The sequence below is a fragment of the Pandoraea capi genome (genome assembly GCF_902459735.1).
GTDB lineage: Bacteria > Pseudomonadota > Gammaproteobacteria > Burkholderiales > Burkholderiaceae > Pandoraea > Pandoraea capi.
Map to the genome: position 1 here is coordinate 1 of NZ_CABPRV010000012.1, position 17618 is coordinate 17618.

Consider the following 17618-nt stretch of genomic DNA (forward strand, 5'->3'; position numbering starts at 1 on the left):
CGATTTCTTCATGACAAGGTTTCTCCTGCGGCCTTGCCACTAACTTTACAGTGGGATACTTCCGAGGGGTAAGGTCAGATACGAGCAGGCGTTGGCAGGTGACCTCGGGCCTTACGAGGCAGGGAGGATGCTCGTAGCCTATTGCGACGTTCGTGATATGCGCGGCGATTGGACTGTTGAGGCTTTTCGCGACCAGGTTGAGAGGCGAACGCTAATCACTGAGTGGTTAAAACATGGTGATCTTCAGGCTGCGGTTCGGTTGCCGAAGCAAGCAGATGGAACCCCGAAGCCGAGCAGGCTCTATTGCGAGAATCACAATCCCAAACGATCCGATGATTCGCGACGAGCCTATCAGCGAGATCGACGGTTCGTCGTTGAGTTTGAGCATGTTCAAGCGGAAATCTGGGCAAGGGACGCCGACAAATTGCCTCGGTGGGACTTAGAGGCACACGCCCACATCCGCCAAGAGGCCTATGTGATGCTACAGGCGATGAAGTCACCGACGCGGCTAATCGATAATCTGATTACGCAAGGGATTACGAAGCAGTCCGATCTCGCAAGGGTGCTTGGGGTTTCGCGGCAAGCTGTTTCTGCGGCGTTAATAAAGCGCGGTGGAAAGTAATCGTGGTCAATGCTGGGCGGCGATTTGGCCTGTAACAGTCAGGGGCGAGATGGTCCAATCGACTTGACGAATATGAGGCCTGCATCGTCAACATCAACCGGCTCAATTCGGCCATCGGGGTACTCGCGCACCAGTTCGTCCGTGCCAGGGTAGTCATAATAAATGCAGCGTCCCTGGCTTAAATGAAACCTAGCTTCGCTGTCGTCATCGCAATCGCTCTCGAGGTCGCGGATGATCGCCAGGGTCACTTCATCGTCTTCCTTGTTCTCATTCCACATCATGTCCTCGCCGATGTTCGCTTTAAGGGGTGTCTATTTCACGTCAACAAAAAGTTAACAAAAAATCAGCAGCGCGCTCACGCCGAGTCAACAATCCGTTACCAGTTGTGTGATTGTCCGTAACTGACGATCGTATTCTTGCGAGCATACAAATGACGCGAAATTTAAGAGTTTGTATGCTCTTAATTTTGTTTAATTATCAATCGGTTAGCTGGGAGAGTTGACGCGATGAGCATACGCTCTTTATGTTCCACTAGCTTTAGTTTCGGGGGCTCGGTTCTCGCATGCGAGAACCGAGGGTAACGTGAGTAGCCGAGTAGGGTAGGAGTTTCCTCAACGCTCAAAGGCTAAGAACGGAATCGGACATATGCGCCGACGAACGGTTTCCACTCGAGGTCGCGTTCATATCCTCTGAGCGATTTGAAGCAGGTTCTTTGATGGCGCTATCAGCAAATATTGGGCAAAGTTGAGCGACACGTTGCTCAATTAACTCGTTTCTCGACCGCGCCGTGATCTGCACTTAGTTCACTTGGCATCGCCGATGTTTGTACCACTACCCCCAGAAGGGGGGGATAGCCAAGGCGGCACCTCGATAGTCGGTATTGTGCCCTTGCACGTTAGGTCGGCAACAAGGAAGTCGAGCCACGCCGGTTCCGAGTTTGGGCCGCTAGCTTTAAAGCCCGGTTGTTGATGGCGGTCATTCTGCCAAGCTGAAAATCGCTCACGAACGGCCCCGGGGTCGCTAAAGTAGGCGGAAAATACGTCGAGTTTTTTACGGCTATCGGGTGTCTGCACTCCTTGGGCATAGTCTTGGCGCAGGTCCGATAAGGCTTTGAAGAAGTGGTCGGGGCTGCGCGGCCCACTACCGTTGTCAGGGAAGATCTCCGCATGAAACAGCGCTTCACTCCTGGCGCACTTCGTCTCATCTTTCCATGCAGATATCATTTGGCCAGTACTTTGATTTGGTTGCCGCATTGCCTTAGACATGCCCTTCGCGTTTTGGGCTCTGTCCATGACTTCAACAACAGGTAGGTAGGCCACTAGGGACATTGGCTCGGGTAATAACTGTGGCCGAGGTTTGCCGCTGACGACGTGGATGGGGTCCAGATCAACTACTACCAAGGCTTGGTCGCGTTCGGACAATGCGCCTTGCCCATTCGCCTGCAGGATGCCCCTTTGCCAGCCGTGATATGGCGTCAGTAAGTGGACGACGCCAGGCTGTTCGGAGTGGCGCGCAACAGAGTCAATGCCGATGAAGCAACTGCCACCTCGAATCCCAGTGTGAACCGCATTGCAAAAGACTGTGGCCGTTCCCGACGCCAATACACTGGCCTGACCTGCGTGCCAATAGTCATTGCTCCGGCTCGTGCACGCTGGAACCAAGAGTACCGACCGACGTTCGCGGTGAGCTTGCACGACTGAAAGCCACTCGCCAATAGCACGGATATCTTTCGAAACAGAGTCTTCGGCGCCAGCTGAACTCCCAAAGAATAGCTTCATCATTCTGGCGAACTCCTGCACCAAAGGTCTGCGGTTGGCTGGACTGGTAAGCAGGAAGAGCTCGGAACAAATCAACTCCATGCAATATCGCAGGTTTGGCGACTCGTGCACTAGTGCGTTGATCAGCGCGTTGATTTGGGAACCAGACCATTCTTCCCTTTTGATAGCACTAAGCTCGCTTAAGACATTGTCTTCGGTGTAAAGAGGTGCTAGCGCGGAGCGCGACGGGCGGAACAGTTCATGCGCGGCGACCGCTCTATACTTTTTTGCGCGTTGAAACTGAATCGTAGCGCTCTCGGGATCGAGGCCAAATTGTTGGCTTAGGTTGTCGTCGGGTTTCCACAATAAGGTGAGCTTTTCCTGCAGATGTTGGAGCTCATCATGTGAACTGAACTCGCGAAAAGTTCCAGCCAATACGGCCAGCCCTTTATAGCGACTGCGGAGTTCATCTTTTAGCCAATCAATAGTGTCGGACCGAATCGAGACCTCTGGAAGCACTAGTAGATGCACCCCCAGTTCATGACAGGCCTTCAATGCTTCTCCAATTAATACCCTGCGCCGGTGTTCAGGCCATGAGACGACACTTATGTGTTTGGCCCAACGGGATTCTGAGCCACGCTTTGCTGCGCGGTCCACATCCAACAGGTCCCCGTCATTGAGTAAGCTGCGAAGCTCCTCGCGGGCACTTTTGCCCAATGGCAGGCCCCCAAGCCCAACTTCGGCTATCGGGTGCTTATAGCTGTCGTCCACTCGCCATTGGAATAGAGCTACGCGAAAATGACTGCTGGCACGCTCGTTTTCAGGATCGCTCGACTCAGAGCGCGTACTGCGCATCTTGCGCGACATGACCTGCTGAGCGCTAAATTCGGCAGCGATTACTTCCGCTTCGATCCGTCTGGCAGACTCGATACTATCTTCCGCGCCCACAGATTGATTGACGGCGTCGTTCGGATCCCACGACATAGCCCTTGTATTCTCCGAGGCCGGAACATCCGAGACTGGTTTAGCGTCAGACACTGCCGGTTCCGCGGGCACGGCGTTGATCCGCTCAAGGTCATCACCCACTGAAGCAGACAGTTTCCACTGTCCCAGCTTGAAGTCCAGTGTATGCACTGCCACAAGGTCGTCGCCGGCAATGCTGCGTGTTTCTGACCATACCGATAGCAACCGTCTTCCGTTCTGTTGCTTCTCTACGCCATCAGTGCCCAAGCTCGTGAACTGCGGCTTAGAGATTTGCCAGCTCGCATTGCTTGCATCGGTGAATTCGTCACTGTGTGGGTTGCGTCGAAACTGTTGAGCTTGCTGGCGCACGACACGCAGACCCAGCAACTCATCCAGCTTGCGTAATGCGCACGGCAGGGTGGTGATCAGTGCATCACAACGCTGTGAGGTGAATCTAGGCAGGGCGTCAAAGGGCCAAGGTTCGTCAGCTTCGTCCGGGCCGCCGGGTTCGCTTTGCCAAGCACTCAACTGTGAATACACTTGCTTCAATTCCAACACGTCGAAAGCCTGAGGGAAATTTGCGTCGAGCAATCCGATCAGGGCTAGCATCCAGTGCCAGGGACTCGCACGGCAAAGGGAGGGCCAATCAGCGTCTTGAAGCCATTTGCGCATGGCACTGTAGTCGTGCTGCGGATCTAGACGCGCCATATCGGGTATATCCCAGGTGACGGGGATATTGAGGCGTTCGGGCATGCGGTTCGAGCCCTGCTGCGCTGTCAGTCCCCACAGCGCGGCCACGCTGCCGCGCAGACCGATACCTGTGGCGGCTAGTGCAAGTGCAACGCGCAGCGGGGGCGCCGGGGCCTTGATATTGGCACGCGGCGACAGCGCCTGATCCAGCGCCTTGTACAGAGCCAGCATCAACGCAAGCTCCGGCCGCAACGCCCCGACATGAGTCGATGCTTGCTCCAGTTGAAGCCCTTGCAGTGCCCATAATGGCAGCCTGGTAAGCACCTCAGGAAAAACCTGATGCAGCACCTTGCGTAAATCGCCGCCGCCGCGCATCTGCAGGCGAAGCGCCATGGCGCGGGTTTCGGCCTCTACGATAATCAAATGACGCACCTGCTGATCCAGCGGCTGATCGGCTGGGAAACTACGGAGCAGTGTCAGGGCTCGCGTTACCGTGCTTGGTAGCGCTGTCTTGTCAGTCGAGGCCGATGTGGCGTCGATCTGCGCCTCTGATATGTATGCGCCCTGCAACTTGCGCAACTGCTGACGAAGCACGTAATTTTCGATGAGGGCACGCTGACTTGCTGCTTGTGCGTCCGGTAGTTCGTCGGGGCCAACTTCCTCGTCCGCCCATTGTTCGTCTCGGTGGCCTGTCTCACCCGCCATATCGCCAGCAACGCCTAGCACATCCGCCACGGCCCAACCGACTCGCCACAGATTGGCGTTCGTTTTTGGCACGTTCACCGTGCGGACACGGTCGTCATGGTCATGGAACCACGCATTCACACCCAGCACCTTGCAATCCACCGGCTCCGCTAGTAGGCGTAAGACATTTTGTTCACCGTCGCTAGAGGTGAACAACTGCGGCCTAAAGGGGACGTATACACATTGGTCATTTTCAGGAGCCAGCGTGCGGTGAATGACCAATAGCGCTTCAAACAAGCGGGCAGCCCTGAGTGTGGTCGGTGTGTCGTTTTCCTCAGGGGCATTCAAATCGAGCGCACCGCTGCTTCTGTCGACAGCCAACTTATCTGTTGCACATTTAACTGGTTCGAAGCCTAGTGATTCGAAAGCAGATTCGATTGTCGTGTGAGCATTTAACACGACCTTAACAAAAGACTGCGCTGTGACCGGCGATGGCGGCACTGAATACCGATATATGTGTCTTCCGCTGCCAGGTATAGGTGCATCTACTGCGTAGAGGGATGTAACGGTTTCCTTTGCGACTGGTAGGTGTGGAATCAATTGCGGACGCTTATCGTCGGCGAGTCCGACCAACAAATTTGGAAATCTAGACAGCGCATCAAGTCCAGAGCTTCGCGGCACGCAACTGAGTACGAAGTCGATTGCTAGAGCCAATGCATCGTCGCCAATGTGTCCAGTCCGGCCATGCCCTTTTTCGCTCCCTAAGTGCTGACACACGTCCAATGCGAGTCTGTCACCAAGATCGATCGAAGGCGCCTCAATGTTGCGGTCCTTGATTGATGCCAACGGGTCTCGAACACCGTCATCCTCCGTCACCGCGCTAATGCGCTCGGCCGCCAGACAGAGCCACTCTATGGCTGTCACGCTGGTTCCGTGTTGCGCCTCAACGAAGTGCCGTGCTGCAGGTGTTCCCGCCAGGCGCCGGGCCTTGCGCGCTACCAGGCGAGCGCGTCGCCGAACGTGCGAAAAATTCTCTGCCGGCCTGACCGCGTCAAAAAAGCCCACTTGACAGACCACTACGGCCAGACGCTGACGCTTCACTCTGTTTTTTGGCAGTTCGGTCAAGGTCTGGTCGTTCTCCTGCCATGGGTTCGGATCTAATAGCTTGTCCAAGCCCTCCACTGCATAAAGCCAATGGTAGCCTCGCAGTTTGAACGCGTCGGCCCAGTCATGACCTTCACAGACGTTGTCCCACAACTCCCAGAAGCGACGCCAAACAGCAACTCCATCACGGCCAAGCTGAGCGTCATCTTGTTCGGCCGTTACCTGCCACCACAGCCAGCGGGCGCACAGGCCTAAGTCATTGGGCCTCAAGTCGGGCGCCAACATAGCAGCCTTGACTTGCGCCTCGATTCGTTCAGGGCTAGCCATCAATGCGGGGTGACGCAACATCTTCAATGCGCACTGACGGTCAACTGTAGGCATGTCCTCACCCAAGCCCCAGCCGGCCTCGCCATCTCCCATCAGTGGTGGCTCCCACGCAGGTACCGATGCAGCCAAACCACGCCCCTCATTGAGCTGACGCATCACCTGTGTCGGAGAGCCGGTGCGCACTCGATCACCCTTTTGGATCAGCGTGATCGACAGTTTTGCGGCCGTGCTCTGGAGAGTCTCGCGCAGCTCGGTGAGCAACGCTTCGCTATCTGCAAAAAGCACTATGTCGTCCACGTAGCGCGCGTAACCTGCGCGCGGGCGTAGCAAGCCATCGGTGCCCGGCTGAGCGGTCCGGCGCATGAACTGGCGTGCCGCATCGTCCACAGGAAACAAGGCAATAGTGCCGATATAGGCCGATAAAACGGGACCCTGCGGAATGCCAATGGCTTCGTCACCTCGTTTAGTTGAGCCGTCTCGCTGTGGATCTCGAAACTCGTAGCCGAAAAGCAGATCGCTGAAAAGTCGCTCTAAGGCGACGTCTCGCTCGGCGGGGTCCGCCACGTCGTTAAGCCCGAGTACGTTAGCGAAGTCCTGAGGCACGCCGCCGATGGCCAGCGCTCTGCGTAATGGCTGCAGCAAAGCATCTCGCACCACGTAGCGCTGAATCGCATCGTAGTAGCGCTCGGCGTCCAGTCGCAGCACGTGCACGCGTGGCCCGATCGCGTGGCACTGTTCCGCAAGGTTGGCCATGAATTCGCGCCAGCATTGGCCAAAGGGGCGGAACATTCCCTGATCAGATGGTGCCTTGTCGCCTTCAAGAACATCCATGTCAATCTGATAGCCGAAGCTCAGGGTTGCTGGCTCGCCTAACTCTAGATCCGGCTCGTTGAGAGAAGCGAAAGGGCCGGTCACCATCACCTCCTGTCGCGAGGCGTACCAACGTACCGCTGGAATGCTGGCCGAGAAAGTCTGACCACTTGCACTCAGTCGATCATGTCGCTGAGTAAGCAACTCGTTAAGAAGCAGTTGTTGTAGGTGCAAATCGGCTGGATGCGGCATGACTTTGCGACGCGGGTCGTTAAGCACCGTGCCGAAGGCCAGCTTGCGGGGCAAGTTAACCGCATCGTAGGGGGCGGCCTGTCGCCAGTGAGTGTCTGGCCCCCCAATTGTCGCGCGAAGGCGATTCAGGGCGATCTGATCAAAGAGGCGAGCGTTACCACCTAACGTTAGCCACACCTCTTCGTCACAGGGTAGTTCGCCGCGCCTCGCACCATGGTAGGCCAGAGTTCTAGCGAGGGCTGCGCGTTCGTACTCACCGTCGAGAAATAAACTGCGCCCGAGGTACGGTTTGCCCCCTTCCTTACTCGATAACACCTGTTGCAATTCATTTGCCCAAGCCCAAGGGGGGATGTGCTCTAGGCGCTTCACCATTTCATCCGATGATCGGCGCCCGTGTATTTTTTTGACGGCTAACGCAGTCCTGAACACGGCGCGCTCACGCACCGATGCTGCAAGTTGACCCCAGCGCTGATCCTGCAGTTCGGATGTATCTTGGCTGCCCAAAGCTGCCACTAGCAATGCGGCTTCTGCGGGCAAGTCGTAGCGTTGTAACCATGTTGCAACGTCCTCGTGGGACTTGAAATCGCGCAGACTGGAGTCCGGATCCTTGCCGAGCGCTGGCTGAGTGCGCCAGGGCATACCAACCCAGCGCAAGTTCACCCCAGTCAGGCCCATAAGCTCACGGACTAGTCGCTCCGTGCCTCCAAAGCCGGCTGGGTCGTTGTCTAAAAAAATGCAGAATGTCAAGGGGGCTGAGGTGGATGGCTGATCCTCTGAAAACTTCCGCAATAGCTCGAACTGCCCTTTGCCGAGGCTGATACCCATCAGCGCAACGGAGTTATGACCGAGGGCCTGTAGCCGCAACGCGTCTAGAAAACCCTCCACTAGATAGAGTGTTGCAGGTCTTTCATTCTTTAAATTGTCGGTTAGGGCCGCGAAGGCTACGGACGCGTTGAATAGATGTTTGGACTTTTCAAATCCGGATGTGAGCAGATACTTCGGAACGCCTTCGGGCGGCACGTTTAGTAGTGCTCGACCAGCAAAGCCGACTACTTCGGGACGTTTGACATTTGTGTTGCGAATGGGGATTACCACGCGGCCGTCATGGAAGCAGTCTTGGAATTGGTCTGACAAATCCAGCTTTAATTGGTCTGCTTTGGACGTGGACCTCAGACGTTTGATCAGCCCCAACCCCTCCAAGCCATCGATCAGCTCGGCTTGTTCTCCGAGGTTCTTGGCTCGCAACCCATCGACCAATACTCCACGAGTGATGCAGCGCAGTCCCTGGCCATGGAGAAAGTCGGCATCGAACGCACGCGCTTCGCACCAAGTCTCGAACCGCTTATTGTCATGGCGCTCGTTGAAAATTCGCAACGCAAAGTTCAGTGCAATTTCGCTTGTGGCCTCGCGTTGGGCTTGAGGCGAGGGCTGGTTGCGCGGACTCTGGATGCCAAACTGCTGGGCTATCCACTGCACGGCTGGAAGGAACTCCACCCCCTGAACCTGCTTCACAAGCTCAATGGCATTGCCATGTGCCCCGCAGGCAAAGCAATGGTAGTGCGCCGACGAATTGCCATCGGCCGTAAAGAGGTTGAGCGATGGTCGAGTGTCCTGGTGGAACGGGCACAGCGACCGAGTTTGCGCCCCGCGTCTTTCAATTTGCATGCCGAGGCGCAGTGCCACGTCCTCCAACGGCACTTTTGTCAATAGGTCACCAATGTTGTAACGATCCACAGCCCCTCCAGATTATTTTGGATTCATGACAAATATTTTATCAGGGCACGTAGAACAATGAATCATTGTCTCCGGTATTCAGCGACCAACAAAAGTTGCATGGTGGGCGGGAGTTGCTTGTTGCAGCTGATGACCGTAGGCTTGTCGTGGTGGGCCCCTCCATCGGTGCATGCCGGGATTGCCACGTCGATGTTGTTGCGGAACGACTTATCAAGTCGGTTGAAGTGGGGGGGATCAAGCGGAGTAACTGCCCGAACCGGACTGCTGCGACCCGGGAAGTTTTTGGGTACATTGATATTTTAAACTGCCGGATTACTCGGTGTGGATTTTGTTTGGAAAATAATATTTAAAATTATGTAAAAATTATTTCGATAAACTAAATTTTGGAAATTTTTCCGATTGCTCAGTTCAATAATGTTGGGAATGATATTGCGAGAAAATGGGAGGGAAGCATTGTTTCATTTCGCGCAAAGAAGGAGTTTAATGATTGCAAAATATTGACTATGGGTGGTGGATTTGTATTAAATTACTATGGAAGTCTTTCAATAGCCACCGCAGCGCATGTGGTTTTAGAGTACAACAGGGGATTTGGCTTGGGGGTGCGAGTTGGTGGTCAACATCTCTCGTTGGACTCCGTTGAGGCTTTGTTAAACAAAGATCAGGACATTGCGTTCATTCCATTCTCAAATGATTTTTTAGGGAGGAAATACTATCCCCTAATCGCGGGAAAGAGGGATGACGCCATCGCCACTTCGTCATTTATGATTCTTGGATTGCCAGAGTCAAGGAATCGTCTTGATATACGTGATTCTCGAGCGACGTTCAATATGCTTAACGTCATGGTTCATAGTTTTGAATATGATAGGAAAGCTGGGGATCTTATTTTTCCCTACGATCCCAAGAGTGTATTTATAGAGCCCGGGAGTTCACAGAAGAATATCGGTTCGCTTCGGGGGCTAAGCGGAGCTCCCGTCGCCCAGATACTGATTGTCAAGAAAACTGGTGCATTAACTTTACGTCCCGTAGGCGTTTTCAAAGAGTGGCGGCAGCACTCCGTTAAACGCTTGGTGGCGAGCTCTTTCCGAGATTTCTCCGATGAGCTTGACGAAATGATCGATGCAGGAGATTTTGCAGCTACATCTAATTTTTCATATATTGATGTTGTGTGATGAAAAATACGGGTTGGGAAAATAATTTTTAAGCGATTCTTTATGAACAGAAAACTCTCCGTAGAGATTGATCGATCGACATGGCCAGGTCCGGGAATTCGACCGCTATTTCCGAAAAGTTTCACGGGCGGAAGCAGTTCTTACGACCTAAACATTCCTGCGATGTTGATGGTCATCGGGTATCTGACGACGCCGACTTCTTCAACGGGTGTTTCGCTTAGCGAGTTTTGGGCGTGGGTACGATATCTTGCTGCGATATCGAATGAGCCGCACATAAGTTTGACCCGGAGTTTCTCGGAGCTCGACGCACATCAGAAGACTATTTTGAGTGACGACTTCGGTATGGGGGTTCCGATGCTCTGGTTGTTCGATAAGCTTTCGTTGACAGCGGTGGTTGACGGCAGGTATTTCATGCAAAGAATTGCAGCATCGGTTGGTGCGACACAAAAGCGGACTGCAAAACGAGGTCCGAATAAGACGCCTGATTTCGTTGCGCGAGATGTCGCCGGTCGATGGCATGTCATTGAATGTAAAGGTACGCAGTCAGGTCCTGAGTACAGTCTCAAGCAGCTCGGGGCCAAAGGTCTTGTGCTCAGTGGGGGCGTTGCTCAGAAGCGGTCAATCCAGTTTCCGAAAGGACATACCGGTCAGCGACTTGTCTGTGGGCTGGACATTGACGTTGAAGGTGGGAGGACAGGTGTCCTCCGGATCGTAGATCCTGAGCCAGAAGACCCATTCGAAATTGCAGCAAGCCAACTTATCCTCGCCGAAGACGCTGCGAATCGTGGGGTCATGTCAAAAGCGCTGCGTCTGGCTGGCTTTGATATCACAGCAGGAGCGGTTGCGTCACCATTTGGTCGTCGGCCGGATGCAACGCGCGCAAAGTCGTCCAGAGCGGAACGCGTTCGACAGGAAGAGGCGGCGATGCGTGATCAAAGTTCGCGAGATGAGCTCCGCGACAAGGTAGATCATCCAAACGTATTTAATGGACAATTTCGCGGACGGGAAACGCTCATTGAACTACCTCGGGGCGTCTGGGTAGGTGAGCAGCATGTAAAGCAGGTGATCATCAGGCAGGGCGTAAATCGCGACGCCTTGGCCGCGCTTGAAGAGCAACCTACCGTTGAGGATTTGGTAGACGGGGAACGCGCGCCGTGGGCCAAGCTAATGGGAAGAAGCATTATTGAATCAGATGGAATGGTGGCGACGATGAAAATCGGCGACGTGTTTCGTTCCGAGATGATTCTGCAAGAGCGCAATGGGTGACCTGGCAGAAAGTCGCGCTAAGTAACCTACGATGCCGGCGGGTTTGATTGATACGCGAGCGATTGCGGCATGGAACGCGTTGGCGAAAGCACCGCTATTAGCGACCGCGACGGGGTACAGTTCCGGTACACCCATGACGTTCACCGAACTCTAGAAAATTACGCTAACCTATTGTCACGTAAATACTTTTCGATGTTTCTGCTTACGGTCGCCTTCCCTTGATTTTCCTAGGCATCCACAGTTAGCTGCAAACTCATAATCCCTTGGTCGCTGGTTCGAACCCAGCACGGCCTACCAGGAATAGGGCCAGCAGACGATTGTCTGCTGGCCCTTTTTTGTTGTCCGAACTAATGTGACTGACATGGAGCACAAGACGATGGAAGTAGAAGACGGCGTGATCGAAGCCCTTGACGAGTCGCGCGGGCGGTTCGTTGCACGCTTTGCTTCCGGGCGTTATGCGGCATTCGAGCTGGTGCGACAGCCAGGGCAGGACAAAGGTGTGGGGCGTATCGCCGTCGGCGATTCGGTTCGCGCGGCACCAGCCAGCACCGGAAAGATAGTGATGCTGAGCATGTCGCGAAAATTGCCGTTGCTGGTGAACGGATTGACCGGTTCGACTAGTCAGAGCGAGTGCCTTCGCCTGATGGGCGAGTAGCCTATCGCCCGGTTTCGCCCCTCAAGTCGGCTGCTGCTGCGTGGTGCAGTGAATTCCGCCGCCACCGCCCGCAATACCGTCGATATTGAGTTGGACGATTTCTCGTTTGGGAAACAGATCGCGCAAGGTGTCCCGCGTGCAGTTATCCGCCTCGCGATCGCCGAATTGCGGGGCGATGACGGCTCCATTGCATACATAAAAGTTGACATACCCGGCGGCGAATTCGTCCGACTCGTACGTGCTGCGCACGCTGTCGGGGCCGGGCAGAACGACCACTTGCAGTGGGCGTCCAGCGGCATCGGTCGCGTGACGCAGGATGTCGAGATGGCGCTTCGTGACGGCATGATCGTAAGATGACGTATCGTTGTCCAGATGGGCGATCACCACGCCCGGACGCGCGAATCTCGCGTAGAAGTCGGTGTGCCCGTCGGTGATGTCCTTCCCGGCGATCCCCGGCAACCAGATGATCTTGCGCAGCCCGAGCAAGCGCATCAACTCGCCTTCGCAAGCGGTCTTGCTGAGTCCCGGATTGCGATTGCGGTTCAGCACGCAACTCTCCGTGATGATGGCCGTGCCGTCGCCATCCACCTCGATACCGCCGCCTTCGAGCACCAGACGCGTCGTCAGTCGGCGCACGCCGGCTTTTGCGGTAACGAACGCGGCGACTTCGGCATCGTCGTCGCAAGTCTGTTTGCCGCCCCAACCGTTGAAGTTGAAGTCGATCCCGGCCAGTTCGCCGCGACGAGTGCGTACGAAGACGGGGCCGGTGTCGCGCATCCAGAGATCGTCGATGGGCTGGACGATCAGGTTCACCTTGTTGCCGCACATGCGGTGCGCGACGTCGTAGTCATCTTCCCGAACCAGCATGTTGACGGGTTCGAAACTGCCGATCGCTTGTGCGATGCGCGCAAGCCCTTCCTGCGCCGCGCGCTGAAGGCGACGCCCCCACACATCTTCGCTCGGACCGAATGCCATCCATGTTGCGGCATGACGCTCGCCTTCGTCCGGCATGGTCCATTCGGACGACGATGTCCCGGCGGCGAACGCAGCACCCGTCAGCCCGCTCCCCAAAGCGCTCGCGAGCATCGTCGCCCCGGATACCGTCAATCCCGTCTTCATAAACCCTCGCCGTGTCGGCATGACCTGATTCTCTTGATGATGTTGTGCACGATGACGCCATGAAGTGACCGCGTGTGCGTTGGCGGGTCAGGCAGTTCACGCAGTTTGAGGCACATCATCGATAAATAAAAATGAGTTGTTTTGCTATTATCGATCAACTTTTCTCATATCTCGGGGCGTGCGATGCATCGTCAGCGAATTCCTTCCCTGAAGTTGCTCATGGGCTTCGAAGCCGCGGCGCGCCACGGCAATTTCTCGCGTGCGGCGGACGAATTGCACGTCAGCCAGTCGGCGATCAGTCATCAGGTGCAGCAACTGGAGGAGGAGATCGGGCAGCCGCTGTTCCGGCGTGTGGGGCGCGGTGTCGAACTGACGGTGGCGGGGGAGGTGTTACAGCGCAGCGTGCAGCGCTCGGTCGATACGCTGCGCAGCGGGCTGGGGCGCATTGCCACGTATCTGGACCCCGGACTGGTGGTCATCGTGGGGCCGGCGCAGGTGTTGCACGGCTGGCTGAGCCCGCGTCTCGACGATCTGCTGGCGCATATTCCGTCGCTATGCCCGATGCTGTCGACGGACGAATCGGCGCGTTTCATCGACGAGATGGACATCGATATCGCCATCAGCGACCGTCCGCTTCAGCAAACCGGGTTGACGCAGACGCCATGGCTGCAAGACGAGTGGGTGATCGTGGCCGAGGCGACGTTGGCGGAACGCCTGACGCGCGTGCCGCTGTCAGCGCATGTGCAGGCGACATCGTTGCTTTGCCTCGAAGAAAGCTTCACGCGCGACGATACGGCATCGCTGTTTCGGGAGCGGCTGGCGTCGTTTCGCAAGCATACGATCTACGACGACGAGCGCCTGCTGCTCGACGCCGCGCTGCGAGGCCGGGGCATCGCATGCATCTCACGATTGCTGGCCGATGAGGCGTTGCGGCAAGGGCGTCTGTGCCGGCTCGACGGCTATCCGGGCAGCGAAGGCCGCACGTGGTGGATCTCCCGCGCCGCCGGAGAACCGCGTTCGCCGGCGGTCAAGGAAGTCTTCGATTGGTTGATGCTCGAAGCGCGAGGCGTCTAGCGTATTCATGGGTGAAATGCCGGCGGCATTCGATCCTGCCACCGGCATTGCCTGGGACTTGCGCCCCACGATAGCTGTCAGACCACCACTGTCTTACCGTCAGGGCGTCCGAGCTTCGGTCCGACGCCGGGCCTCACCTGCAACATCGCGAAGACGCCGATGGCCGTCGCGACCGCCGTGGCGATGAACATCGACGAATAGCCGTACTTCGCCGACAGAATGCCCGCCAGGGTCGGTGCGAGCACGGACGCAATGTTCGCGATGAAGTGCATCAGGCCGCTGAACGTACCCACGCGCGACGGCGCCGTGTCGATCACGACGGCCCAATACACCGAGTTCGGCAGCGCATTGAGCGCATTGCCCAGCGTCATCAGGGCGATCACGGCCCACACGCTCTGCGCTTGCGACACCAGCAGGAAGCACAGCGTCGTGCACGTCAGCGACGCGGCGGCGAACCAGCTGCGCGCGATCACCAGCTTGCCGGTCTTGCGGTACAGCCAGTCGGAGATGCGCCCGCCGAGCAGCACCGTCACGCACGCCCCCGTCCACGGAATCATGCCGATGTACCACAGCGACGACAGCGTGAAATGGAACTCGTCCGCGAGATACTTCGGTGTCCAGGTCAGCAACATGAAGTTGACGTAGATGAACGCGAAATAACCGATCGAGTTGAACACCAGCGTCTTGCTCCTGAAGAAGCTCCACCACGGCATTTCGCTCGCCGCAGCGGCGGACGACGACGGCTGCGCCGGGCGTCCCGCCTGAATCAGCGCGACCTCGGCCGCATTCACGCGGGGATTGTCTTCCGGACGATTCGTGTAGACGCGGGCAAACAGCGCGATCAGCACGAAGCCGGCTACGCCGAGCACCACATACATCGTGCGCCAGCTATCGGTGAGCAGCAGCAGACCAACCGCCACCGGGGCCGTGAGCAGCGCGCCCAGCGGCGTGCTCAGCAGCCCGATCGACACGGCGAAACCGCGCTCGGACGGCGACGCCCACGCCGACATCGTCTTGTTGATGATGGAGTAGGCCGGTCCCTCGGCGAAGCCGAACAGCACACGAATCGTGGCGAAGCCCGTGAGCGCCGAACCGCCGAAGAGCGCCACGCCGATATCGCCCGCCCAGATCATCGCGATGGCAAAGGCCGACCACGCAATACCGGCGATCACCCATACCTTCTTTGCGCCGAGCCGGTCGGCCAGCGCACCGCCGAACAGTGCGCCGAACATATAGCCGTAGCCGAAGTAGCCGAGCACGGCCCCCCATCCCGCACGATCGAAGCCGTATTCCGCCGTGATCTGCGCGGCCGAGTACGAGATCGCGCCCCGGTCGATGTAGTTCACGAGGGCGATCACGACAATGAGTGCGAATACCGCGAACCGGTATCGGGTCGCCCCGGCGGCCGGATGGCCCACAGTGGTTGGTTGCATGACATCTCCTGATATGGGTTTTCTCTGGGGGAGCGCCGCGAAGCGCACAATGCCCTTCGCAAACGATTGTCGATTATATATAATGCACAATGCATAGCAATCGAAATTAAAATCGTCTCTACTCACCTGATCCCTCTGCCATGATCGATTCGTCTTCCACGCCCACCACGCCTGCCATGCCCTCAATCCCTGCTTCGCTTCCGACGGTTGCCGTCGCCTCGCTCGGTGGCACGATCAGCATGACGCCCTCCGAAGCGGCCGGTGGCGTCGTCCCGACGCTCGACGCCACGCAACTCGCCCGCTCCGTACCGGGCCTCGCCGAGGTGGCGGTCATCCGCACGACATCGTTGCGTCAGTTGCCGAGCGCCTCGCTGGGCTACGACGATCTGATGGCGGCGCTCGCGTGGGCTGAGCAGGAGGTCGAGGCGGGGGCGAGCGGTGTCGTGCTCACGCAGGGCACCGATACGCTGGAGGAGACGGCATTTCTGCTGGATCTGTTCTGGAAGTCACCGGCGCCGCTGATCGTGACTGGGGCGATGCGCGCGCCGCAGGCGGCCGGTGCCGACGGTCCTGCCAACTTGCTGGCGGCGGTGCGTACGGCCTGTCATCCGGACAGCGCCGGTCGCGGCGTACTCGTGGTGATGAACGACACGGTGCATTACGCACGCTGGGTCAGCAAGAGCGACGCACTGGCGGTGCAGGCGTTCGCATCGCTCGACGGCGGTGTCGCGGCGCGCCTCGTCGAAGGGCGTCCCACGTATTTCCATGGCGCTGCCATGCGTGCGCAGCCGTTGCCCCGACCCGTGCGGGCGTGGCCGAAAGTCGCGCTGGTGACGGCCGTTCTCGGCGATGACGGCGAACTGGCGGAGATGGCGGTGACGGGAGGATACGAGGCGCTCGTGGTTGCCGCGCAAGGGGCGGGGCACGTCTCGTTCGGCTACGCACAGCGCATCGGCACGCTGACGTCGCGGGTGCCGGTGGTGATCGCCAGTCGTGCGGCAAGCGGCTCGACGGCGTCGCAAACGTACGGCTACGTCGGTTCGGAAATCGATCTCGCGCGACGCGGCGCCCATCTGTCGGGCTGGCTGTCGCCGCTGAAGACGCGACTGCTGGTGACGGCGCTTCTGGCCTCGGGCACGGCAGCCGGTGACCTTGGAGAAGCGTTGGCAAATTGGAGTAAACTCACGCGTCGATAAATCCTCACACGGCCTTCCTTTGAAAAGCACGTCCTCCGCATCCGGCGCCGTCGGTTCGTCCGTCACTTCGGGCCGCCGCCGGCTCACCGCGTATCAATATGCCATCGAGACCCTGCGCACCGAGATTCTGCAAGGTCGTCTGAAGGCGGGGGACCGGTTGCGTCAGGACGATCTCGCGCGTCGTCTCGACATGTCGACGACCCCCGTGCGCGAAGCCTTGCGCACGCTGGTCTCCGAAGGGTTGGTGTTTTTCGACGTGCATCGCGGTGCGGTGGTGCGGGGGCTCACGATCGACGACGTCAACGAGATCTACCGCTTGCGCATGACGCTGGAGCCGATGATGGCCGAGCAGGCGATGGCGACGATGCGCGAGGAAGATATCGCGCACGCGCAGGCGCTGCATGCCGAGATGCTGGCGACGACCGATGTCGTCAAGTGGACCGAACTGAATCAGGCGTTTCACGCGGCGCTGTGGGCGTCGCAGGACAACTCCCGTCTTGCCCATCTGATCAAGACGTTGCGCGATGCGTCCGGGCCTTACATCGCCTTGTCGCTCTACATGCGGCCCGTGCACGTGGACGTGAGCAATCGTGAGCACGAGTCCATGCTCGACGAGTACCGCACGCGTGACGTTGCGGCAGCGCGCAAGCACACGCACGCGCATCTCGACGCGACGCTGCGCATCATCGTTCAGGCCATCGAGCAGACCGAAGCCGAAGCGGCAGCGAACGACTGACGTCGCGCGGATCAGGCAGCACCGACG

General features: G+C 57.6%; 12 protein-coding genes. 7 read left to right on the forward strand and 5 right to left on the reverse strand.

What is annotated here, in order from left to right; translation table 11 throughout:
• Positions 1–127: 127 nt before the first annotated feature.
• Positions 128–622: a hypothetical protein gene (locus tag PCA20602_RS21140; protein ID WP_150722867.1), complete on the forward strand. Its 495-nt coding sequence runs from the start codon at positions 128–130 to the stop codon at positions 620–622.
• 38 nt (positions 623–660) lie between these two features.
• Here PCA20602_RS21140 and PCA20602_RS21145 read toward each other — a convergent pair whose 3' ends face one another.
• Positions 661–903: a hypothetical protein gene (locus tag PCA20602_RS21145; RefSeq protein ID WP_150722868.1), complete on the reverse strand. Its 243-nt coding sequence runs from the start codon at positions 901–903 to the stop codon at positions 661–663.
• 522 nt (positions 904–1425) lie between these two features.
• On the reverse strand, positions 1426–8943 hold the full coding sequence (locus PCA20602_RS21150) for a CHC2 zinc finger domain-containing protein (RefSeq protein ID WP_150722869.1): 7518 nt from the start codon (positions 8941–8943) through the stop codon (positions 1426–1428).
• A 383-nt stretch (positions 8944–9326) separates the two neighbouring features.
• Here PCA20602_RS21150 and PCA20602_RS21155 point away from each other — a divergent pair, with 383 nt between their 5' ends.
• The 3 genes from PCA20602_RS21155 (at position 9327) to PCA20602_RS21165 (ending at position 12033) form a co-directional block, all read left to right on the forward strand.
• Complete coding sequence (locus tag PCA20602_RS21155; RefSeq protein ID WP_150722870.1) at positions 9327–10112, forward strand: hypothetical protein; 786 nt, start codon at positions 9327–9329, stop codon at positions 10110–10112.
• A gap of 42 nt (positions 10113–10154) precedes the next feature.
• Complete coding sequence (locus PCA20602_RS21160; protein WP_217432483.1) at positions 10155–11378, forward strand: hypothetical protein; 1224 nt, start codon at positions 10155–10157, stop codon at positions 11376–11378.
• 361 nt (positions 11379–11739) lie between these two features.
• Positions 11740–12033, forward strand: coding sequence for a hypothetical protein (locus tag PCA20602_RS21165; protein WP_150722871.1), 294 nt, complete (start codon positions 11740–11742; stop codon positions 12031–12033).
• 21 nt (positions 12034–12054) lie between these two features.
• On the opposite strand, the gene PCA20602_RS21170 is transcribed toward PCA20602_RS21165, so the two are convergent.
• Positions 12055–13152 (reverse strand): agmatine deiminase family protein, encoded by a 1098-nt coding sequence (locus tag PCA20602_RS21170; RefSeq protein ID WP_246182273.1) that lies wholly within the window; start codon positions 13150–13152, stop codon positions 12055–12057.
• Positions 13153–13335: 183 nt separating this feature from the next.
• Between PCA20602_RS21170 and PCA20602_RS21175 the strand changes: the two genes are divergently transcribed.
• A complete protein-coding gene (locus tag PCA20602_RS21175; protein ID WP_150722873.1) occupies positions 13336–14226 on the forward strand; it encodes a LysR family transcriptional regulator in 891 nt (296 codons plus the stop codon).
• A gap of 77 nt (positions 14227–14303) precedes the next feature.
• Here PCA20602_RS21175 and PCA20602_RS21180 read toward each other — a convergent pair whose 3' ends face one another.
• Positions 14304–15659 carry an MFS transporter gene (locus PCA20602_RS21180; protein WP_150722874.1) on the reverse strand — a complete coding sequence of 452 codons (1356 nt, stop codon included), beginning with the start codon at positions 15657–15659 and terminating at the stop codon, positions 14304–14306.
• Positions 15660–15777: 118 nt separating this feature from the next.
• The gene (locus tag PCA20602_RS26230) at positions 15778–15900 is read right to left on the reverse strand and encodes a hypothetical protein (protein ID WP_281354667.1); all 123 of its coding nucleotides are present in this window, start codon (positions 15898–15900) and stop codon (positions 15778–15780) included.
• On the opposite strand from PCA20602_RS26230, the gene PCA20602_RS21185 reads away from it, so the two are divergent.
• Entirely contained in the window at positions 15899–16855 is a 957-nt protein-coding gene (locus PCA20602_RS21185) for an asparaginase (protein ID WP_217432485.1), read from the forward strand. The genes PCA20602_RS26230 and PCA20602_RS21185 overlap by 2 nt on opposite strands.
• Positions 16856–16874: 19 nt before the next feature.
• Positions 16875–17591, forward strand: coding sequence for a GntR family transcriptional regulator (locus PCA20602_RS21190; RefSeq protein WP_174981399.1), 717 nt, complete (start codon positions 16875–16877; stop codon positions 17589–17591).
• Positions 17592–17618: the final 27 nt, after the last annotated feature.

Bases quoted from the DNA above. Each gene is read 5' to 3' on its own strand.
- PCA20602_RS21140 (WP_150722867.1), top strand. From the start codon at position 128: ATGCTCGTAGCCTATTGCGACGTTCGTGATATGCGCGGCGATTGGACT.
- PCA20602_RS21145 (WP_150722868.1), bottom strand. From the start codon at position 903: ATGATGTGGAATGAGAACAAGGAAGACGATGAAGTGACCCTGGCGATC.
- PCA20602_RS21160 (WP_217432483.1), top strand. From the start codon at position 10,155: ATGAACAGAAAACTCTCCGTAGAGATTGATCGATCGACATGGCCAGGT.
- PCA20602_RS21165 (WP_150722871.1), top strand. From the start codon at position 11,740: ATGGAGCACAAGACGATGGAAGTAGAAGACGGCGTGATCGAAGCCCTT.
- PCA20602_RS21170 (WP_246182273.1), bottom strand. From the start codon at position 13,152: ATGAAGACGGGATTGACGGTATCCGGGGCGACGATGCTCGCGAGCGCT.
- PCA20602_RS21175 (WP_150722873.1), top strand. From the start codon at position 13,336: ATGCATCGTCAGCGAATTCCTTCCCTGAAGTTGCTCATGGGCTTCGAA.
- PCA20602_RS21180 (WP_150722874.1), bottom strand. From the start codon at position 15,659: ATGCAACCAACCACTGTGGGCCATCCGGCCGCCGGGGCGACCCGATAC.
- PCA20602_RS21185 (WP_217432485.1), top strand. From the start codon at position 15,899: ATGACGCCCTCCGAAGCGGCCGGTGGCGTCGTCCCGACGCTCGACGCC.
- PCA20602_RS26230 (WP_281354667.1), bottom strand. From the start codon at position 15,900: ATGCTGATCGTGCCACCGAGCGAGGCGACGGCAACCGTCGGAAGCGAA.